Source organism: Brevundimonas naejangsanensis DSM 23858 (assembly GCF_000421705.1).
In the GTDB taxonomy this organism is placed as follows: domain Bacteria; phylum Pseudomonadota; class Alphaproteobacteria; order Caulobacterales; family Caulobacteraceae; genus Brevundimonas; species Brevundimonas naejangsanensis.
Genome location: NZ_ATXN01000008.1, coordinates 41,763 through 61,686, shown reverse-complemented (window position 1 = coordinate 61,686; position 19,924 = coordinate 41,763). Strand labels below are relative to the sequence as shown.

The 19,924-nt window shown below is 67.4% G+C and carries 22 protein-coding genes; 16 read left to right on the top strand and 6 right to left on the bottom strand.

Translation table 11 applies throughout. The features are described 5' to 3' along the window. Positions 1–6 precede the first annotated feature (6 nt). The 11 genes from H556_RS0114515 (at position 7) to H556_RS0114465 (ending at position 8,487) form a co-directional block, all read left to right on the top strand. Positions 7–246 carry a zinc-finger domain-containing protein gene (locus H556_RS0114515; protein ID WP_024355136.1) on the top strand — a complete coding sequence of 80 codons (240 nt, stop codon included), beginning with the start codon at positions 7–9 and terminating at the stop codon, positions 244–246. A 9-nt stretch (positions 247–255) separates the two neighbouring features. Beyond that, a complete protein-coding gene (locus H556_RS0114510; protein ID WP_024355135.1) occupies positions 256–696 on the top strand; it encodes a VOC family protein in 441 nt (146 codons plus the stop codon). Next, a complete protein-coding gene (locus H556_RS0114505) occupies positions 693–1,310 on the top strand; it encodes a DUF6655 family protein (protein WP_024355134.1) in 618 nt (205 codons plus the stop codon). Before H556_RS0114510 ends, H556_RS0114505 begins: the two co-directional genes overlap by 4 nt. Before the next feature lie 139 nt (positions 1,311–1,449). Next, positions 1,450–2,136 carry a nicotinate-nucleotide adenylyltransferase gene (locus H556_RS0114500; protein WP_035303173.1) on the top strand — a complete coding sequence of 229 codons (687 nt, stop codon included), beginning with the start codon at positions 1,450–1,452 and terminating at the stop codon, positions 2,134–2,136. A 114-nt stretch (positions 2,137–2,250) separates the two neighbouring features. Beyond that, positions 2,251–2,685 (top strand): ribosome silencing factor, encoded by a 435-nt coding sequence (rsfS, locus tag H556_RS0114495; RefSeq protein WP_024355132.1) that lies wholly within the window; start codon positions 2,251–2,253, stop codon positions 2,683–2,685. Between the two features lie 26 nt (positions 2,686–2,711). Then, on the top strand, positions 2,712–3,176 hold the full coding sequence (rlmH, locus tag H556_RS0114490) for a 23S rRNA (pseudouridine(1915)-N(3))-methyltransferase RlmH (RefSeq protein ID WP_003167484.1): 465 nt from the start codon (positions 2,712–2,714) through the stop codon (positions 3,174–3,176). Further along, complete coding sequence (locus H556_RS0114485; protein WP_024355131.1) at positions 3,176–4,270, top strand: murein hydrolase activator EnvC family protein; 1,095 nt, start codon at positions 3,176–3,178, stop codon at positions 4,268–4,270. The genes rlmH and H556_RS0114485 overlap by 1 nt, the downstream gene beginning before the upstream one ends. A 135-nt stretch (positions 4,271–4,405) precedes the next feature. Then, positions 4,406–5,845, top strand: a complete 1,440-nt coding sequence (locus tag H556_RS0114480; RefSeq protein ID WP_024355130.1) for a S41 family peptidase — start codon at positions 4,406–4,408, stop codon at positions 5,843–5,845. Between the two features lie 121 nt (positions 5,846–5,966). After that, positions 5,967–7,172, top strand: coding sequence for a divergent polysaccharide deacetylase family protein (locus H556_RS0114475; RefSeq protein ID WP_024355129.1), 1,206 nt, complete (start codon positions 5,967–5,969; stop codon positions 7,170–7,172). A 91-nt stretch (positions 7,173–7,263) separates the two neighbouring features. Further along, positions 7,264–8,238, top strand: a complete 975-nt coding sequence (locus H556_RS0114470; protein WP_245559508.1) for a hypothetical protein — start codon at positions 7,264–7,266, stop codon at positions 8,236–8,238. 51 nt (positions 8,239–8,289) lie between these two features. After that, positions 8,290–8,487: a hypothetical protein gene (locus H556_RS0114465; protein ID WP_051130290.1), complete on the top strand. Its 198-nt coding sequence runs from the start codon at positions 8,290–8,292 to the stop codon at positions 8,485–8,487. Positions 8,488–8,490: 3 nt separating this feature from the next. Here the strand turns inward: H556_RS0114465 and H556_RS0114460 are convergent, their stop codons facing one another. The 3 genes from H556_RS0114460 to H556_RS0114450 all read right to left on the bottom strand — a co-directional run bounded on the left by H556_RS0114460 (position 8,491) and on the right by H556_RS0114450 (position 11,573). After that, positions 8,491–9,000 (bottom strand): GNAT family N-acetyltransferase, encoded by a 510-nt coding sequence (locus H556_RS0114460; protein ID WP_024355126.1) that lies wholly within the window; start codon positions 8,998–9,000, stop codon positions 8,491–8,493. Next, positions 8,997–10,013 (bottom strand): biotin synthase BioB, encoded by a 1,017-nt coding sequence (gene bioB / locus H556_RS0114455; protein WP_024355125.1) that lies wholly within the window; start codon positions 10,011–10,013, stop codon positions 8,997–8,999. The genes H556_RS0114460 and bioB overlap by 4 nt, the downstream gene beginning before the upstream one ends. A gap of 75 nt (positions 10,014–10,088) precedes the next feature. Then, positions 10,089–11,573 (bottom strand): globin-coupled sensor protein, encoded by a 1,485-nt coding sequence (locus tag H556_RS0114450; protein WP_024355124.1) that lies wholly within the window; start codon positions 11,571–11,573, stop codon positions 10,089–10,091. 253 nt (positions 11,574–11,826) lie between these two features. Here H556_RS0114450 and ahcY point away from each other — a divergent pair, with 253 nt between their 5' ends. After that, positions 11,827–13,218, top strand: a complete 1,392-nt coding sequence (gene ahcY, locus H556_RS0114445; protein ID WP_024355123.1) for an adenosylhomocysteinase — start codon at positions 11,827–11,829, stop codon at positions 13,216–13,218. A gap of 60 nt (positions 13,219–13,278) precedes the next feature. Here ahcY and H556_RS0114440 read toward each other — a convergent pair whose 3' ends face one another. Together H556_RS0114440 and H556_RS0114435 are read right to left on the bottom strand one after the other, a co-directional pair. Further along, entirely contained in the window at positions 13,279–14,403 is a 1,125-nt protein-coding gene (locus H556_RS0114440) for a hypothetical protein (protein WP_024355122.1), read from the bottom strand. Between the two features lie 115 nt (positions 14,404–14,518). Next, complete coding sequence (locus H556_RS0114435; RefSeq protein WP_024355121.1) at positions 14,519–16,687, bottom strand: TonB-dependent receptor domain-containing protein; 2,169 nt, start codon at positions 16,685–16,687, stop codon at positions 14,519–14,521. Between the two features lie 142 nt (positions 16,688–16,829). Here H556_RS0114435 and H556_RS0114430 point away from each other — a divergent pair, with 142 nt between their 5' ends. Both H556_RS0114430 and H556_RS0114425 read left to right on the top strand, forming a co-directional pair. Further along, positions 16,830–17,033, top strand: a complete 204-nt coding sequence (locus H556_RS0114430; RefSeq protein ID WP_024355120.1) for a twin transmembrane helix small protein — start codon at positions 16,830–16,832, stop codon at positions 17,031–17,033. 33 nt (positions 17,034–17,066) lie between these two features. Continuing rightward, entirely contained in the window at positions 17,067–17,639 is a 573-nt protein-coding gene (locus H556_RS0114425) for a cob(I)yrinic acid a,c-diamide adenosyltransferase (RefSeq protein WP_024355119.1), read from the top strand. 31 nt (positions 17,640–17,670) lie between these two features. Here H556_RS0114425 and H556_RS0114420 read toward each other — a convergent pair whose 3' ends face one another. Continuing rightward, positions 17,671–18,012, bottom strand: a complete 342-nt coding sequence (locus tag H556_RS0114420; RefSeq protein WP_024355118.1) for a hypothetical protein — start codon at positions 18,010–18,012, stop codon at positions 17,671–17,673. 125 nt (positions 18,013–18,137) lie between these two features. On the opposite strand from H556_RS0114420, the gene H556_RS0114415 reads away from it, so the two are divergent. Then, positions 18,138–18,902 carry an electron transfer flavoprotein subunit beta/FixA family protein gene (locus tag H556_RS0114415; RefSeq protein WP_003167502.1) on the top strand — a complete coding sequence of 255 codons (765 nt, stop codon included), beginning with the start codon at positions 18,138–18,140 and terminating at the stop codon, positions 18,900–18,902. Beyond that, the gene (locus H556_RS0114410) at positions 18,902–19,831 is read left to right on the top strand and encodes an electron transfer flavoprotein subunit alpha/FixB family protein (RefSeq protein WP_024355117.1); all 930 of its coding nucleotides are present in this window, start codon (positions 18,902–18,904) and stop codon (positions 19,829–19,831) included. The genes H556_RS0114415 and H556_RS0114410 overlap by 1 nt, the downstream gene beginning before the upstream one ends. Positions 19,832–19,924 lie beyond the last annotated feature (93 nt).

The following is a 19,924-nucleotide window of genomic DNA, read 5'->3' as shown; positions in this document are numbered from 1 at the left end:
CGGATCATGCCTCCCCGCCATCTCGAAGCCGTCATTCCTCCCCCCGAAGAGATCGTGGTCTCGACCAAGCGCGTCGCCTGCGACGGCGGCGGCGGGGCCCTGGGCCACCCGCTCGTCTACATGGACATGGGCGAGGACGACTTCATCGAGTGCGGCTATTGCGACCGCCGCTTCGTGCTGTCGGCGCACCCGCAGCCGGAGAACGAATACCTCGACCCGGCGGCCCGCCCGCCCGAGGCGCATTGAGGCCTGGCGATGCGCTTTCTGCACACCATGGTCCGGGTGAAGGATCTGGACGCCTCGATGCGTTTCTACCGCGACCTGCTGGGTCTGGAAGAGACGCGCCGCGCCGATTATGAGGCCGGGCGCTTCACCCTAGTCTATCTGGCCGCGCCGGCCGACAAGGCCCGCGCCGAGGCCGAGAAATCGCCCGAGGTCGAACTGACCTACAACTGGGACGATCAGGATTACGATGGCGGCCGCAACTTCGGTCACCTGGCCTTTCAGGTCGACGACATCTACGCCGCCTGCCAGCGGCTAATGGACGGCGGCGTCATCATTAACCGCCCGCCGCGCGACGGCCATATGGCCTTTGTCCGCTCGCCGGACGGCATTTCCATCGAACTGCTGCAGGCGGGCGAGCGTCTGGCTCCGGCCGAGCCTTGGGCCTCCATGCCGAACGTGGGCGCCTGGTGAGCGTTTCGGCGCGGCTGATCCTCGGGCTGGCGGTCTTGAGTCTGGGCGCCTGCGCCATGGTGACCGAGACCAATCCGGCGCGGACGGCCACCGATATGCTGCTGGTCAACCGGGCGGCCGACCGCGCGGTCGAGGGCCTGACACTGCCGATCCCGCAGGGCGCGCGCGTCTTCGTCGACGAGACCTATTTCCAGGCTGAGAACGCCCGCTATGCGCTGAGCGCCATCCGCGCCGCTCTGTCGGAAGCTGGCTACGCCATCGTGCGCGAGCGCGGCGAAGCGGACGCCATCTTCGAGGTGCGCGCCGGCGCCCTGTCGCTGGACCAATTGCGCCGCGTGGTCGGGATTCCCGACATGCGGGTGCCGATCAATGAGAGCCTGAACGTCGTCTCCCTGCCGGAACTGTCGATCTATTCCAACCGCGATCGCATGGGCGTGGCCGAGTTTTCCGGCTTCCTCTACGACGCGCGCACGGGCATGCCGCTGGGCGCCGTCACCCCGATGATCGGCCAGTACAAGATCCGCAGCCACAAGGCCTTCATGATGCTGACCTGGGGCCAGCAACTGGCCCAGCCGGGCGAGCGCGATCCGGGATCGAGCTGGAAGGAATTCTAGGGCGAGGCCAAATCGCCCTTGCACCGCTCAGTCCGTTCGCGGAGCGAGACAGGCGCGTTCGGCCGTGTTAGGGCGCAGGTGAGCATAAGGCGTTCCGGCCGCGCTCATCTGTTCGCCGCCGCCGCAAGAGACGACGCCCTTGTCCTTCTTCCACGCCGGTCCTGCGCCGAAAGGCTCCGGTCTTCGCCGAGGCGCCCTGCGCGACGCGCTGGATCTGGCGCCGGGGATGAAGGTCGGCCTGTTCGGCGGCTCGTTCAATCCGGCCCACGACGGCCACGCCCATGTGGCGGCCACGGCCATGCAACGACTGGGGCTGGACCGGGTGGTCTGGCTGGTCTCGCCGCAGAACCCGCTGAAGTCCGCCCATGAGACCGCCCCCCTGGCCGAGCGGATGGCCTCGGCGCAGGCGGCGGCCGCGACGGTCGGCCCGGCGATGATCGTGTCGGATTTCGAGACCAGAGCCGGCACGCGCTGGACCGTCGACACCCTGCGCGCCATCGTCGCGCGCCATCCGCGGGTTCAGTTCGTCTGGCTGATGGGGTCTGACAATCTGGCGGACTTCCATCGCTGGCGCGGTTGGACCGACATCATGCGGCTGATGCCCGTGGCGGTGATCGCCCGGCCCGGCAGTCTACTGGACAGCCGCACGGCGCCGGCCGCGGTGCGTTTCGCCCGCTATCGCGTGCCGATGGCCCAGGCCGGGCTGCTGCCCAGTCTTGAGGCGCCCGCCTGGACCTATCTGTCGGCGCCGCTGAATCATCGCTCCTCGACCGCGATCCGGGCTGCGCGAACCGCGCGGGGCGAAGAGTCGCCGCCAGCCGGGTGACCTTTCGCGCCGGGCGTGCTAGACTGGGCTTTTAGTAAATCGCCTTGGAGCCCTCCGCTGACCCCCTCGACCGCGCACGATGCGCAAGACGCCGTTTCGAACGCGGCGCACGAAATGGACCTGATGGATTCCGTCCATTCCGAAGACGGTCAGGCCGAGGACGGCCCCAGTAGCGGCGAGCGCCAGCCCCTGCCGGTCGGCGCGACCGAGCTGGAACAGGCCATTCTCGCCAAACTCGACGACGACAAGGCTCAGGACATCGTCCTGATCGACCTGCGCGGCAAGAGCCCCATGACCGACGCCATGATCGTCGCGTCGGGACGTTCGCATCGCCACGTCGGCGCCATCGCCGATCACCTTCTGCGCCTGTTCAAGGAGCAGGGGCTGGGCAAGGTGAAGGTCGAGGGCCTGCCGCACTGCGACTGGGTGCTGCTGGATGCGGGCGATGTCATCGTCCACCTGTTCCGCCCCGAAGTGCGCACCTTCTACAACATCGAGAAGATCTGGGCGGTCGACAGCGCCCACCGCGGCGGCCCCGTCCGCGGCTGATCTTTTTCTGAAAACGGGCTGACCTCATGAAGCTGGCGATCGCGGCCATCGGCAAGCCGGGCCGCGGTCCCGAGGCGGCTCTGGCCGACGACTACGCCCGGCGCGCCACCCTGTCGGGGCGGGCGCTGGGTCTGGGCCCGCTCGAACTTATCGACCTTGAGCCGAAGAAGCCCGGCAAGGCGCCCGAGGCTGAACTGCTGCTGGCCGCCGCCGAGGGCGCGCATCTGATCGCCTGTGACGAACGGGGGCGGACCTATTCCTCGCGCGCCTTCGCCGACCATGTGGCCGCCCTGCGCGATCAGGGCGAGCGGCGTCTGGTCTTCGTCATCGGCGGGGCAGACGGTCTGGACGAGAGCGTGCGCCGCGCCGCCCGTTCGACTCTCGCCTTCGGGCCGCAGACCTGGCCCCACGCCCTAGCCCGCGCCATGCTGGCCGAGCAAATCTATCGGGCCGTGACCATTCTGGCCGGTTCGCCCTATCATCGCGACTGATGCGACGCGGGGCCGTTCTTCTTCTGACCTCTTCCAGCCTGCTGCTGGCCCTCGCCGGGCCTGCGGCCAGCCAGCGCGCGGTTCCGCCGAACGCCGAGCTGACCCGGCTTCAGGCCGAGTATCGCGACGAGACCGCCCGCGCCCGCCGTCTGCGCGCCGAGGCCGCGGCCGCCGCCGAGGAGATCGTCGATCTGGATCGACAGTTGCGCGAACTGCGCCGGGCCGAGGCCGAGGACGATGTGCAGTTGGAGGCTCAGCGCGCCCGGCTGAAGGAACTGGCCGAGCGCGAGGCCGCCCTGGTCGCCGCCCTGTCGCGTGAACGCGCGGCTCAGGGTCGGCTGCTGTCCGCCCTGCAGATGATGAGCCGCAAGCCGCCGCCGCCTCTGCTGATCCCGGCCGATCAGGCCGTGGATACGGTGCGCGCCTCCATCCTGATCCGCGCCATCACGCCCGACCTGCAGAAACGCGCCGAGACCCTGGTGGAGCGCCAGGCCGAGATCGGCCGCATCCGTCGTCTCGCCGCCCTGTCCAGCGAGCGCCTGTTCACCGTCGAGAGCGCCCAGAACGACCGGCGCGCCGAAATCGAGGGTCTGACGGCGCGCAAAACCGCCCTGCGCTCGGTGCTGAGGGCCGAGGCCGCGCGGGCCGAGCGCGCGACCAAGGCGCTGGAAGCCCGTATCCGCGAACTGGGCGGGCAGACGCCGCAGGTGGCCGAGGCGCCCGAAGAGGCGCCCGCCGCCCGCCTGCCTGCAGGCCGTAGTCGCCTGACGCCCCCTATCGCGGGGACGCCCTCGCAACGCTTCGGCGGCCGCTCGGCCGGTTGGAGCTGGCGCTCCAGCCATGAAGCGGTCGGCGCCCCTGCGGCGGGCCGTGTCGCCTATGCCGGGCCGCTCAAGGAGTGGGGCGAGGTGGTGATCCTGGACCTGGGCCCCGGCTGGCGCGCCGTGATCGCGGGGCTTGACCGTCTGGAAGTCGAGACCGGCCAGCGCGTGGCCGACGGCCAGACCCTGGGCCGCACCGGCGAGGACGGCGAAGCCTATTTCGAACTGCGCCGCCAAGAACGGCCCATCGATCCGGCGCCGTGGCTGCAGTAGGATCAATCGCGCGAAATTCCTTTCAAATCGGCGCGGACGCTGATTGTATCGACGCAACTGTCGCGCGCGCCTTTGCGGCGCTCGCGCCGCCCTGGACGACCGGAGCCGAAAGCGGATCCGATGGAAAGAGACCGAATGCGTAAACTGCTTCTCGTGGGCGCCGCCGCCCTGGCGCTGGGCGGATCGGCGGCGGCTGTCGCCAGCCAGACTCCGCGCAACGAGACCTTCCGGATGCTGGAGCTGTTCGGCGACGTCCTGGGCATCGTCGAGCAGGCCTATGTCGTCCCTGTCGACAACAAGAAGCTGATCGAAGCCGCCCTGCAGGGGATGATGACGGCGCTCGACCCGCACTCCAACTACATGCCCGCCAAGGCGTTCGGCGATCTGCGCGAGCGCACATCGGGCGAGTATTCCGGCGTCGGCCTGACGATCACCTCCGAAGGCGGGCTGGTGAAGGTCATCTCGCCGATGGATGACAGCCCGGCTGGCCGCGCCGGGGTGCAGGCAGGCGACGTCATCAGCGCCGTCAATGGTCAGAACGCGGCTGGTCTCAGCGTCTCCGAGGTCTCGGACAAGCTGCGCGGCGCCACCGGCACCAGCGTCACCATCACCTTCCTGCGCGATGGCGAAGAGCCGCGCGAGGTCGTGCTGACGCGCGAAGTCATCAAGGTCGAATCCGTCACCGGCCGTCTGGAAGGCGATTTCGGCTACCTGCGCGTCTCCACCTTCAACGAAAACACCGGCCGCGAGCTGACCGAGACCATCGAGCAGCTGAAGCGCGAGAAACCCGGCCTGAAGGGTTATGTGCTGGACCTGCGCAACAACGGCGGCGGGCTGCTGACGGCGGCCATCGACGTGTCCGACGCCTTCCTGGAGCGCGGCGAGATCGTCAGCCAGCGCGGCCGCAAGCCCGAGGATATCGAACGCTACGCCGCCAAGCCGGGCGACCTGACCGGCGGCCTGCCGGTGGTGGTGCTGATCAACTACGGCTCGGCCTCGGCGTCCGAGATCGTGGCGGGCGCCCTGAAGGATCAGGAGCGGGCGACGGTCGTCGGCCTGACCAGCTTCGGCAAGGGATCGGTCCAGACGGTGATCCCGCTGCGCGGCGGCCGCGACGGCGCCCTGTCGATCACCACGGCGCGCTACTACACGCCGTCGGGCCGCTCGATCCAGAAAATCGGCATCGAGCCGGACCTGGAGGTCGCCCGTTCCGAGGCCGAGGCGCGCATCGTCTCGCGCTCCAGCTTCATCTATTCCGAGGCGGCCTATTCGACGGCGCTGGACTCCTCCATCGGGGCCGAGCGCAAGGGGCCCCACACCCCGCGCGAGGCGCCGGGCGCCGACTACGCCAAGGACAAGGACTATCAGCTGGAGCGGGCGCTGGACGTGCTGCGCGCCGGCGGCGACCTGACCAAACTGGCCGCCGCGCCCCAAGGGATCGTCATCACCGAACCGGGACAGGAAAAGGTCGAGACGGCCGAGACCGACACGCCCAAGGTCACGGTCGCGCCGAAAGACCCCCCGGCGCCGCGCGCCCCGGAAATCACGCCGGGGAACAAGCCGAAGAGCGACTGAGGCGCGGCCCTCGAACGTGGTGAACGCGCCGTTAGGGTTTCTTAACCGGCGCAGGGCTTAACTGAGGCTGAGGGGCGCCGCGCCTGTGCGGCGCCTGCAAGCTCGAGCCGCCATCCTGACCATGTTCGCCAAGCGCCAGTCCGCCCTAGCCGCCGCCGCAGGCGCGCCGCCGGAGCCCCGGTCGCGCGTCGCCATGGAGCCGGTCCTCAACGCCCTGAAGAAGCCGCCCGTCGCGGCGGGCGCGACCGGGGTCTTCGTCATCGGCGCGGCCGCCCTGTTCGTCGCCGTTCTGGGCGATCCGCGCGCCGGCGCGCCGACGGCCAGCGCGCGACTTGAGCGCCCCGCCGCAGCGGACACCGCCCCGACCGGCGCCGAGACTTTCGGCTTCAGCGGTCTGGACATCTATCAGGACCTCGGCGCCATCGACCCGGCTCTGATGGGCGAAGAGGGCGGCGCTATGGGGGGCGAGGCCCTCATCACCCTGCCCGACGGCGCCAGCGTGGCCTCGGGCCAGGGCTTCAGCGCCCCGGTGCGCGCGCCGTCCAATCCCCTGCCCAAGGCGCCGATCGCGGGCCTGTTCCAGCCCGGACCGAACGGCCCCCTGCCGCGCATCGCCGCCGACGGCCGCGTCCCGGCCCAGGCCTACGCCCGGCCCTTCCGTTCGAACGGCAAGCCGATGGTGGCCCTCGTGGTCGGCGGTCTGGGTCTGAACAGCGCCACCACCCGCGCGGCGATCGAACGTCTGCCCGCCGAGGTGACCCTGTCCTTCGTGCCCTATGCTGAAGGCCTTCAGACCTGGATCGACATGGCCCGCGCCCACGGCCATGAGGTGATGATCGAACTGCCGATGGAGCCGACCGGCTATCCCGACAACGACCCCGGCCCCTACACGCTTCTGTCCAGCGGCGGTGGCGACGATGTGGCGGTCAAGCTGGACTGGCTGCTGGCGCGCGCCACCGGCTATTTCGGCGTGACCAACTATCTGGGCGACCGGTTCGCGACCTCGGACGAGAGCATGGGCGCGCTGATGACCCATCTGCGTCAGCGCGGTCTGGCCTTCCTCGACGACGGCTCGATGCGCCGCCGCCCCGGCGCCTTCGCCCGCGCCAGCGCCGACCGCATCATCGACGAGGAACAGAGCCCCGCCGCCATCCTGCGCCAGTTCAACGCGCTGGAGGCCGCCGCCAAGACCAACGGCGCGGCGCTGGGAACCGGCTTCTCCTACCCCGTCACCGTCGAAGCCGCCGCCCGCTGGACGGCGGGTCTGGAAGCGCGCGGCCTGCAACTGGCCCCCGCCTCTGCGATGACCCGGCGGCCGGGGAGGTAGAGCTGGTCAGCAAGTATGGCCTTCTGTCTCTACTCTAACGACGTGATTTCGATTAGAGTATCGTCGTTCTTGTTGGCGGGAGGCCTCGGTCGTGCGCAAATTCTGTATGGGCGCCTTATGGGCCGTGCTGGCTTTGTCGGCGTTGAGTTCGACAGCCGACGCTCAGGTCCAGCCTGATGTCACGGTCCTGCCTGACGTCGCTGTACAGGGCCGGGCGACGCCTGAGGCTGTGCGTGACTTCGTTGATCGGGTGGCGGCGCCGTCTCCCGGACGCTCTCTAGCGCAATGGCGTAGCTCTATCTGCCCTGGCGTAGTCAACCTAGAGCGGGAGGCCGCCCAGGCGATCATCGATCGCGTCAGTCAAAATGCCTCTGAGCTAGGACTTCAAACTGGCAAGCCCGGCTGCGAGAGTAATCTCGTCGTGGTCTTCGCCGAAGACGGCCGGGCGACGGCGCAGGGCCTGAACCAGGCGAACCCCAAACTCTTCCGCCAGAACGTGACAGGCTGGGATGCGGGCCGGGCGGCGTTCCGCGCCTTTCTGTCGGACGACCGACCTGTGCGCTGGTGGTCATTGAGCGTTCCGACCGACCCGGACACGGGACAGCGCGCGGTCAGGGCGCCGGGTGATCAGGCGGGAGCGACGGTAGACCTAGCGTTAGCGCTTATGTTCGACTGCAATAGCGCTGATTGTCCGCTTGGTGCGGCGCCGATGATTACACGGAGAGGTGGTGCTGCCCGTTTGAACACGGCCGTGGTGGAGGCGCTGTTCAAAGTGATCGTAATCATTGATATGAACGAGATCGGTTCCGTTAATACCACCCAGCTTGCGGATTACGTCTCGATGGTCAGCTTGGCACAGATCGACGCCAGCGCTGACACGGCGGCTTTTGATACTGTTCTGAATCTCTTCTCTGGAGGGGATACGGCGGGGCTGACCGAATGGGATCGATCTTATCTATCGGCTCTGTATGCGCCTCGCGCGCAGAGGCGGTCGGTGTCGGCTCAAGTGGAAGCTGTCGCTGAAGTGATGGCGCGAGGCGAGATGAAGGCGCGACGCCAGCCTTGAAGACGGCGCAAAATCTCGGCCCTGAACGCGCTGCCGTGCTACAGGTCGGCCATGAGCATTGACGACGATCACGCCCCCGCCGCCGGCCCCGCAGACGCTGTTCCCGGCGAAACCCCGGTTCAGCGGGCGCTGCGGCTCAAGAAGGCGGCGATCGACGCGCGACCCAAGCCGCCGCTGGGCGGTCGTTTCCAGCGCGAGCAGGCGGCCCGTATCAAGAGCGGCGCCGCTCGTCCATGGATGGCCAAATAGGCGTCAGAGACTAAGCCGCATGGCGACGCGGTCGGTCAGGCCGTGCTCAGCCTGTGCAGCCAGAGCCTCGCGCAGATAGAACGGCGCCATTTCGGCGGCCAGTTCCTCATAGCCGAGACGAGCGTAGAATGGGGCGTTCCACGCGACGCTTCTGAACGTCGTCAGGGTGAGAGCCTTCAGGGCGCGGGCCTCGGCCTCATGGCGGGCCATCTGCATCAGCGCTCGCCCGACGCCGCGTCCCTGATGGTCGGCGCCGACGGCCAGTTCAAGAATGTGCAGGTCTGCATCATCCTCGACGGCGGCGATCAGGAAGCCTGCCGGCTGATCCCCTTCGTCCATGGCGACCCAGGACAGGCCCTGTTCAACGGCATGCGTATGAGCCTCTGGCCCTGCGGTGCGGTCATCCGCCAGCCAGGCCAGATCGGGGATGGTGCGGAACAGCGTCGCCGACGATCGCTCTATGGCGTCGAGATGCTCGAGGTCCGTCGCGCGCGTCGGGCGGACCCGGATCAATGGGCGTCGCAGCCCTTGGCGGGCATGGGCTTCAGGTCCAGCAGGGCGAACAGCCTAGCGTCGTCGTCCTCTTCCGGGTTCGGCGTGGTCAGCAGCTTGCCGCCGACGAAGATGGAGTTGGCGCCGGCCAGGAAGCACAGGGCCTGCATCTCCGGCGTCATGCCCTCGCGACCGGCCGACAGGCGCACCATCGACCGGGGGCAGACCAGACGGGCGACGGCGACGGTGCGGACGAACTCGATCGGGTCGATCTCGCCGTCCTTCAGCACGCGCTCGCCCAGCGGCGTGCCGCCGACGGGGACCAGGGCGTTGACCGGCAGGCTGTCGGGGTGGACGGGCAGGGTGGCCAGGGCGTGCAGCAGGCCCGCGCGATCACGGCGCTTCTCGCCCATGCCGACGATGCCGCCGCAGCAGGTCGACATCCCGGCGTCGCGGACGTGTTGGAGCGTCTCAAGTCGGTCCTGATAGGAGCGGGTCGTCACCACCTCGGCGTAATACTCAGGCCCGGTGTCGAGGTTGTGGTTGTAGTAGTCGAGACCCGCGTCCTTCAGCTGTTTCGCCTGATCGGCGTTCAGCATCCCCAGGGTGGCGCAGGTCTCCAGACCGAGCGCCTTCACGCCTGAGATCATGGCCGCCAGCTTGGGCGTGTCGCGGTCCTTCAGCTCGCGCCAGGCGGCGCCCATGCAGAAGCGGCTGGCCCCGCCCGCCTTGGCCGCCATGGCCTCGGCGATGACGGCGGTCGGTTCCATCAGCTTCTCGGCCTTCAGCCCGGTCTTGAAGCTGGCCGACTGGGAGCAGTAGCCGCAGTTCTCGGCGCACCCGCCGGTCTTGACCGACAGCAGCTGGGATTTCTGCACCTCGTTCGGATTAAAGGTGCGGCGGTGCACGGTCGCAGCCTCGAATACCAGCTCCATGAAGGGGCGGGCGAACAGGGCCTCGACCTCCTCCAGCGTCCAATCGTGGCGGGGGATCGAGAGATCGCGGGCGGGTCGGATCGAAGCGTCGTCAGCCATGAGGCGACGGCTTAAACGACTTGCGGCCGATCCGCCAAGCCTGTCTTGGCCGCACGGTGTTGCGCGAAGCGACCGTCAGGCGACCAGGCGCGGACCGGCCATGCTTGCGACCGAACGGTCCAGTCGGAAGCGGCCGACCTGCTGGTTCAGGCTGACGGCTTCATTGGCCAGTTGACGGGCGGCGGCTGTCGCTTCCTCGGTCATGGCGGCGTTCTGCTGGGTGATGTCGTCCATCTCGCCCATGGCGCGGCGGACGCGGGCTAGGCCCTCGGCCTGTTCCTGAGCCGAGCCGGCGATTCCGCCCGCCAGGCCGTCGACGGCCGTGACCTTGGCGCCGATGCGCTCAAGCGCCGCGCCGGTGCGCTCGACCAGATCGACCCCTCGCGCCACCTGGGCCGAGGAGGTTGCGATCAGGGTGCGGATCTCGCCCGAGGCTTCGGACGAGCGCTGGGCCAGGGCGCGCACTTCCTGGGCCACGACGGCGAAGCCGCGCCCGGCGTCGCCCGCGCGGGCGGCCTCGACCCCGGCGTTGAGCGCCAGCAGATTGGTCTGGAAGGCGATCTCGTCGATCAGGCTGGTGAAGCGAGCGATCTCGGCAGAGGATTCAGCGATGGCGTGGATGGCGGAAACCGCGTCGCCGACCACCTGGGTCGTGTGTTCGACATCGGTGCGGGCGGCGGCGAGGGCCTCGGCGGTCTGGCGGGCCCCGTCGGCGGTGGAGGCCACTTCGCGGGCGATGGCGTCGGCTTCGTTGACGGTGCGCTCCAGATTGGCGGCCTGACGCTCGGTGCGGCTGGCCAGGTCCTCGGAGGCGACGGCCAACTGGCTGGAGCCGGCGCTCAGGCTCTCGACGCTGTCGGCCACGGCGCGCACGGCGGTGCGCAGGGCGCGGGTCGCGGCATGGAAGTCGTTCTGTAGCGAGCGGTATTCCTCGGGGAAGACGTCCGGCAGCGTCACCGACAGGTCGTTGTCGGCCAGACTGTGCAGGGCGGCGCCAAGCGCACGCACCACCTCGGCCTGTCGCGCCTCGGCGGCGTCGTGTTCGGCCTGGACGCGGTCGCGCTCTTCCTGCAGGGCGTCGAGGTAGATGGAGATGGCCAGATCCATGTCCAGCATGACCCGCTGGTTCAGTTCGGCCACGGCCTCGGCGGTGATGCGGTCATGTTCGCGGCGATTGGCGAACAGCTTTCTGGGCCGCTCGACGATGGCGCGGGTCAGGTGGGCCAGGATCACGCTGTAGCCGCCGATATACCAGCGCGGCTCCAGACCGATGCGGGCGTGAACCCGGCCGATGGTGCGCACCGAGGCGGCGTAGTCCTCGTCGGCCCGGCCGTCGATGATGGCGTCCCAGTGGCGCTGCTGGGCGTTGCTGGCGGCGCTGATGTGCCCTTCGTCGCGGAAGAAGCGGCGCATCTCAGGTTCGGCGCGCACCTTGTCGTAGAAGGCGGCCAGGGCCACAGGCGCGTTCTTGCGCAGCACGCCCGAAACGGCGCTGTAACCGGCGGACGGCCGACCCAGGCCCATGAAGTTCATGCGGCGGTCGATCTCGTGGGAAGCCATGACGCAATACTCACTGCAACGGCAGGGCGGAGGGAGGGCCCTTAATATCCCTTGTCATCAAGAGGGTATTGGCCGGGTTAAGCTGCGGATGCGTAGATTCCCTTAATGAGCAGGCTCAAATCGCTGTGGGAGGCCGAGGCGTCAGCGCCTTGGCGTGGTTCATATAAAGACATCCTTATGTCTTGATTGCTCCACCCGTCGCGTCGCGCTATAGCGGCGACAATCTCCGACAGTGGCCGAAAGACATTTCAGCATGACCGACTACATCGTCCGCGACATCTCCCTGGCCGATTTCGGCAACAAGGAAATCGCCATCGCCGAAACCGAGATGCCGGGCCTGATGGCGCTGCGCGACGAATACGGCGCGTCCCAGCCTCTGAAGGGCGCCCGCATCGCCGGCTCCCTGCACATGACCATCCAGACGGCGGTGCTGATCCAGACGCTGGAAGCTCTGGGCGCCGAAGTGCGCTGGGCCTCGTGCAACATCTTCTCGACCCAGGACCACGCCGCCGCCGCCATCGCCGCGTCGGGCACGCCGGTCTTCGCCTTCAAGGGCGAGAATCTGGTCGAGTATTGGGAATACGCCCACAAGATCTTTGAATGGGCCGATGGCGGCTACCCGAACCTGATCCTCGACGACGGGGGCGACGCCACCCTGCTGTGCGTGCTGGGGCCGAAGGCCGAGAAGGACGCCTCCGTCCTCGACAACCCGCAGAACGAGGAAGAGGAAGCCCTCTTCTCGGTCATGAAGCGTTATCTGAAGGAAAAGCCGGGCTTCTACTCGGCCATCCGCGACGCCATCGGCGGCGTGTCGGAAGAGACGACCACGGGCGTTCACCGCCTGTATCAGATGGCGGAAAAGGGCGAACTGCCGTTCCCCGCCATCAACGTCAACGACAGCGTCACCAAGTCCAAGTTCGACAACCTGTACGGCTGCCGTGAATCGCTGGTCGACGCCATCCGTCGTGGCACCGACGTCATGCTGTCGGGCAAGGTCGCCGTGGTCTGCGGCTACGGCGACGTGGGCAAAGGTTCGGCGGCCAGCTTGCGCAACGGCGGCGCCCGCGTGATCGTCACCGAGATCGACCCGATCTGCGCCCTGCAGGCGGCGATGGAAGGCTATGAGGTCCAGACGCTCGAAGACGTCGCCGACAAGGCCGACATCTTCGTCACCACCACGGGCAACAAGGACGTCATCCGCGTCGAGCACATGCGCGCCATGCGCAACAACGCCATCGTCTGCAACATCGGCCACTTCGACTCTGAGATTCAGGTCGCGGGCCTGAAGAACTTCAAGTGGGACAAGATCAAGGATCAGGTCCACCACGTCGAGTTCCCGGACGGCAAGAAGATCATACTGCTGTCGGAAGGCCGCCTCGTGAACCTGGGCAACGCCACGGGACACCCGTCCTTCGTGATGTCGGCGTCCTTCACCAACCAGACGCTGGCCCAGATCGAACTGTGGACCAACGCCGCCAGGTACGAGAACAAGGTCTACACCCTGCCCAAGCACCTGGACGAGAAGGTCGCCTTCCTGCATCTGGCCAAGCTGGGCGCCAAGCTGACGACGCTGAACCAGGAACAGGCCGACTATATCAACGTGCCGGTCGAAGGCCCGTTCAAGCCGGAACACTACCGCTACTAAGGACCGGCTTCCGGTCTGAAAACAGAACCCCGCGCTGTCGACGGCGCGGGGTTTTCTTTGTCACGCGGCGATGTCGCGCGGATCGAACTCGTCCGGCCCGCGCCCCATCAGGCCGGTCTCGAAGTCCATGAAGATGTCGATCAGTTCGTCCACCCCGACCGGCGGCGCCTTGGGGTTGAAGCGGAAGCGCCAGAAGCTGACGATGTGCTGCACTGCGCCCAACTGGTCGCCCAGCCGGGTGAACATGGCGGGCGCCTCCAGCAGGAAGTCCCTGAACGCCACCGGATTGCCCTCGCGCGTCAGGGCCGCATAGGCGTCGTCGTAATAGCGCAGCGTCCGGCTGACCTCGTCGCAGGTCTTCATGATCCGCGCGCGCAGGACGCCGCGTCCGCGCTGAATGTATTCGGCGGCGGCCCGGTCGCTGGGGCCGACGGCCTGCACCGTCACCACCTCGTCGGCGACGTTGACGATATCGGCCATCAGGCTGCTGAGCGCCCATTTGTAATAGAGGAAGCCCTTCCAGCAGAAGACGCCCTCCTGATACTGCTCGGGCTCCAGCTTCAGCGTCAGGCGCAGGGCCTCCAGTCGGTCGCCGGGCGCGTTGGACAGGATTTTCGCCGCCATCCGCGCGGTGGAGCCGGCGGCGACCACGCCGTCGCCGACGCTGAGGGTGACCAGGGGCTCGATCTCGCTCTGGACGAACTCCAGCATCCGCTCCAGGTCGGCCTCGCTGAGGGCGAAATAACAGGCCGCCGCATCCACACTGCCCCGCCGAAGCTGCTCGCGCAGCAGGAAGGGGTCCAGCGACGGCAGCCGGTCCATCAGCCGCAGGGTCTTCAGGTCCGGATGATCGGCGTCGACGCCGAACGCTTCATGCATGGCGCGTTCAAAGCCGATCTGATTGACGAAGATGAATCGGCCGCCGGTCTTCAGGTCGGTGCTGTCGATCGGCACCACGATCTTGGTCGCCACCTGGCGACGGCCCGGAAAGGCGTCGGTCTCATTGCGGCGCAGGCGGTGCTTGATGATCAGGGCGCGGTTCAGCGCCGGCGTGCGGAACATCGGCCGCTCGGCCCAGTCCTCGGTGTCGCCGTGTTCGTCATAGACCTTGAGCAGGTTCAGCACCCGCGCCGTCGAGGCGGTGCGGCGCAGGTGTTCAAGATTGCGGATGGCGCGGTCGGTCATGGCGACATTGTGCCCGCCAAAGGTGACCAACGGCTTAGTTTGGAGCGCGAAAAAAAAACGGGCCGCTTCCAGCAGGAGGCGGCCCGGTCAGTCGGGGAGGAAACTGAAAAGGGGATCAGAAGGTCGTCGTCACCGACACCCACAGACGACGCGGCTCCTGGTTGTTGGCGTATTCCGGCGTATAGGCGACCGGCGTGCCGTAGGGCAGCAGGCTGACGAAGTCCTTGTCGAACAGATTGTAGATCGTTGCATTGACTGTCAGCCGGTCGTTGACCTCATACGATCCGCCCAGGTGGAACAGTTCGTAGGCGGCGTAGTCGCCCCAAGCGTCCTGGGCCGGGCCGGCGCCGCGATAGCGTTCCGAGCGGTATTCGCCCCGCACCCACAGGTTCAGCCGGTCGGTGGCGTTCCAGCGGACATTGGCGTTCAGCATGTGCTCGGGCGTGTCCGTCAGGGGCAGACCGGCCGAGGCGCCCGACTTCTGTTCGCTTTCGGTATAGGTGTAGTTGGCCTGAAGGGTCCAGTCGGGTGCAGCGCGCCAGCGAGCCGACAGTTCGACGCCCTGGGTCTCGGCCTCATCGATGTTCACCGACTGGCCGAAGCCCGCGACAGTGGCGATATAGGGGGTGAAGAAGCCGACATCATAGCAGCCCGTGGTCGGATAGCCGCCCGCGTCATACTGGGCCTGATCCAGGCCGAACAAGCAGTTGGCGACCTGGGGACCCGAGGCGATCTTGTCGTCAAAGGCATTGTGGAAAAGCGTCATGCTGGCGCGGAAATTGTCGCGGTTGTCGTAGAAGACCGCCAACTCGGTCGAGGTCGAGGTCTCGGGCTTCAAGCCGGGCGAACCCAGCAGCGGCAGGCGGCCCTGGGCGCCGAAGCCGTTGATGCCTTCGGCCAGTTGTTCCAGGCGCGGAGTCTTGAAGCCCTGGCTGACCCCACCCTTCAGAGTCCAGTTGGCCGTGGCGTTCCACACGACATAGGCGCGCGGGCTGAAGTGCGAACCGAAGGTCGAGTGGTCGTCATGGCGGGCGCCCAGCGTCAGCGCCAGGGTGTCGGTAAAGCGCCATTCGTCCTCGGCGAAGATCGCCCACTGGGTGTGCTCGAACCGGGTGGGGGCGACGCCGTCGACCATCTCGGCTTCCCAGTACTGGCCGCCGACGGTGAAGCTGTGGTTGCGCCATTGCGAGAACAGCTTGGTGTCGAAGATGCGGTTCTCGCTCTCCAGGGTGCGCGGGCCGCCGGCGCCGGCGACGCCGTTGGGGATGATCCGCCCGACCGTCTCGGTCGTGCCCACCGAATAGTTGGACTCCAGCACCCCGAACGGCAGGCGCCAGTTGTGAGCGATGACGAATTGGTCGCGGTTGAACTCCAGGAATTTGTCGTAGCCGCCGGCGGTGGTGGCCGTGCCCATCTGGCCGTTGGTGTTGTCGTACCACTGGTTGGCGGTGTCATAGTCGAACCACAGGTCGTGATCCGGGTGCAGGTTCAGCGACAGGCGCGCGCCCAGCGACCAGATTTCATTCGCGGTCGAACTGCGTCCGAAGCCGCTGACCGGCGTCTCCACGCCGTTGACATTCTCATAGGTCAGGCTGGATTGTTCGCGCTCGGAATAGGCGCCGCGCAGGGCCAGGCCGACCCGGTCGGCGACCAGAGGTCCACTGGCGTAGAAGTCGCCGCCCCAGATGGCGCCGAAGTCGTCGTCTCCCTGAAGGGTGTAGTGGCCGGTGACCGCGCCCAGCCAGCGATCGCCGACCTTGCGGGTGATGATGTTGACCACCCCGCCCATGGCGTCGGAGCCATAGAGGGTCGAGACCGGCCCGCGCACCACTTCGACGCGCTCGATGGCGGCCACGGGCGGCATGAAGCTGGACGAAGTCTCGCCGAAGCCGTTGGGCGTGACGCTGCCGGCCGTGTTCTGGCGGCGGCCGTCGATCAGGATCAGGGTGTAGTCCGAGCCCATGCCGCGAATGTTGATGGTCTGGCCGCCGGTCTTGCCCACGGCGGCGCCCGTGTCGACGCCTTCTACATTGGCCAGGATTTCGGCGATGGAGACGGCGCGGATCTCTTCGATTTCGGCGCGCGGGATGACGCTGATCGAAGCCGGAGCCTGTTCGATGCGTTGCTCGAAGCCCGAGGCGGTGACGACCACGTCGGCCACCTGATGGCTCTGCTCCAGGACGTCCGCAGCTTCGTCAGCCAGGGCGGGCGCCGCTGCCCCGACGGTCATCAGGGCGGTGGCCGCCAGCAGGGACGAGCGGCGGGACGAGCGGAAGGAGGACATTGGAGCGGAGCCTTAAGAAATGAGAACGCTTCTCAACAGCGTTCGAACTTTCTTGGCAATGGGGGTGTGCGAATAGGTCGCATTTGCGCCGTGCTTCCGACACGACTGGCGCGCAAATGCGCTCGGGCCTAAAGAGGCGGTCATGGACATCATCGACATCCTGATCCTGATCGCCGTGGCCGCTGTCGCGATCACCCTGGGCCTGGGCCTGTACAATCTGCAGCGCGGGGGCGAGGGCGCGGGTGCGCGGTCCAATAAGCTGATGCGGTGGCGAGTGGCCCTGCAGGCGGTGGCGGTGCTGCTGCTGATGATCGGGATGTGGCTGAAGCGCACGCACGCGGGCTGAGGCCGGCGCTGACGGAAACAGGGAGGGCGCGCCATGGTGACGCTGAACAAGATCTACACTCGCACCGGCGACGCCGGTCAGACGCGGCTGGCCTCGGGCGCGCCAGTGTCCAAGACTGATCTGCGGGTCGAGGCCTATGGGACGGTGGACGAGCTGAACGCCGTCATCGGCGTGGCGCGTCTGAACAGCGGCCAGAACGACCGCATCGACGCCATGCTGGGCCGCATCCAGAACGAGCTGTTCGACCTCGGCGCCGATCTGGCCACCCCGCTGGACCCGGCCCCGAAATGGGAGGCGCTGCGCATCATCGCCTCACAGGTCGAGCGGCTGGAGAAGGAAATCGACTGGATGAACGAAAGCCTGAAGCCGCTGGACAGCTTCATCCTGTCAGGCGGCTCGCCGTTGTCGGCGCATCTGCATCTGGCGCGCACCGTGTGCCGTCGGGCCGAGCGTGACGCGGTGCGGCTGGTGGAAAGCGGCGAGACGGTGAATCCGGACGCGGTCCGCTATCTGAACCGCCTGTCGGACCATCTGTTCGTCGCCGCCCGCCGCGCCAACGCCAATGGCGCGGGCGACGTGCTGTGGCGCCCTGGCGCGACGCGCTGAGGCTGAGCGATGCCTGAAGAGCAGGGGGGCCTTAGCGGCCCTGAAGCGCCTTGACCCGCTCGCGCTCGGCTTCGGTGGCGGCGGCGCGGGCGCGTTTGTCGGCGGCGATCTGGTCTTCCAGCTTGACCAGATCGCGGTTGGCCTCGGCCGAGGCTTCGGCGCGCGTCATGCCTTCGGGCCGTTTGGTGATGTCGGGAATATAGACGGGCTGGGCGCAGATGCGCGTCTCCATGTCGTACCAATAGCCCTTGGCCGTACAGCGATCGCCCGGATCGACCCAGAAACGCTGCAGGACGAACAGCCCCGCCAGCGTCACCGCAAACAGGCTGAAGAAGATAAAGCTGAGGCGACGGATCGTCAGGAAGCGTTTCATGCCGGTCTCAATAGATCAAAAATGCGTCCGCGACACGACCGCACTTCACGTAGCGTTACGTTGACAGGTCGGCCTCGTCGGTCCAATCCCTCGGCCGATATTTCGGTGACCAAGCGGATAGTCTCATGAAGGTACTCGTCCCGGTGAAACGGGTGATCGACTCCAACGTCAAGGCTCGCGTGAAAGCGGACCAGACCGGCGTCGACCTCGCCAACGTCAAAATGAGCATGAACCCCTTCGACGAAATCGCCGTCGAAGAGGCCGTGCGTCTGAAGGAAGGCAAGGAACACCATGCCGCAGGCACGGCGACGGAAATCGTCGTCGTCTCCATCGGCGTGACCCAGGCTCAGGAAACCATCCGCACCGCCCTGGCCATGGGCGCCGATCGCGGCGTCCTGGTGCAGTCGGACACGGACCTGGAGCCGCTGGCCGTCGCCAAGGTGCTGAAGGCGGTCGTGGACGAGGAGAAGCCGGATCTGGTCCTGCTGGGCAAGCAGTCGATCGATGGCGATAACAACGCCGTGGGCCAGATGCTGGCCGCCCTGCTGGATTGGCCGCAGGCCACCTTCGCCGGCAAGCTGGCGATCGAAGGCGGCAAGGCTGTCGTCACGCGTGAAGTCGACGGCGGCCTGCAGACCGTCTCGGCGGAACTGCCCGCCGTGGTGTCGGTCGACCTGCGCCTGAACACGCCGCGCTATGCGTCGCTGCCGAACATCATGAAGGCCAAGAAGAAGGAGATCGCCATGAAGGCGGTCGCCGACTACGGCGTCGATACGGCGGATCGCCTCAAGGTGCTGAAGGTGACGGAGCCGCCGAAGCGTTCGGCGGGCGTCAAGGTCGCCGATGCGGCCGAACTGGTTTCCAAGCTCAAAGACGCAGGGGTTCTGTAATGGCCGTTCTCGTCATCGCCGACCACGACGGCTCGGCCGTTCGCGACACCACCCACAAGACCGTGACGGCGGCTCTGGCGCTGTCGTCCGACGTGGACGTTCTGGTCCTCGGCAAGGACGCCAAGGGCGTGGCTGACGCCGCCGCCAGGATCACGGGCGTGCGCAAGGTGCTGCTGGCCGAAGGCGACGCCGTCGCTCACGGTCTGGCCGAGGCCGTCGAGGCCACCGTCCTGCCGCTGGCCGGAAACTACGACGCCATCCTGACTCCGGCCAACACCGACGGTAAGAACTTCGCCCCGCGCATCGCCGCCAAGCTGGACACGGCGCCGATCTCGGACATCGTCGAAGTCGTCTCGGCCGACACCTTCGTGCGCCCGATCTATGCGGGCAACGCGCTGGAGACGGTCCAGTCGGCCGACGCCAAGAAGGTCATCACCGTGCGCCCGACGGCCTTCGCCGCCGCCGCTGAAGGCGGTTCAGCCCCGGTCGAGAGCGTCGCTGCGGGCGAAGCGCTCAAGACCGCCTTCGTCTCGGAAGAAATGGTCAAGTCGGACCGCCCCGAACTGGGCGCCGCCAAGATCGTCGTCTCGGGCGGTCGCGCACTGGGTTCGGCTGAAGAGTTCGCCGCCATCATGGACCCGCTGGCCGACAAGCTGGGCGCCGCCGTCGGCGCCTCGCGTGCGGCGGTCGACGCGGGTTACGCCCCCAACGACTATCAGGTCGGCCAGACCGGCAAGGTCGTGGCGCCGGGCCTGTACATCGCCATCGGCATCTCGGGCGCCATCCAGCACCTGGCCGGGATGAAGGATTCCAAGGTGATCGTCGCGATCAACAAGGACGCTGACGCCCCGATCTTCCAGGTCGCCGACTACGGCTGGGTCGCCGACTACAAGACCGCCGTGCCGGAGCTGATGGCCGCCCTGGGCTAAGGGCGGGCGTCACGCTGAGCATTGAAGCGCGCCGGGCGAGGGATCGTCCGGCGCGTTTTCTTATCCGCCTTCTATATCCGCTCATCCCGGCGT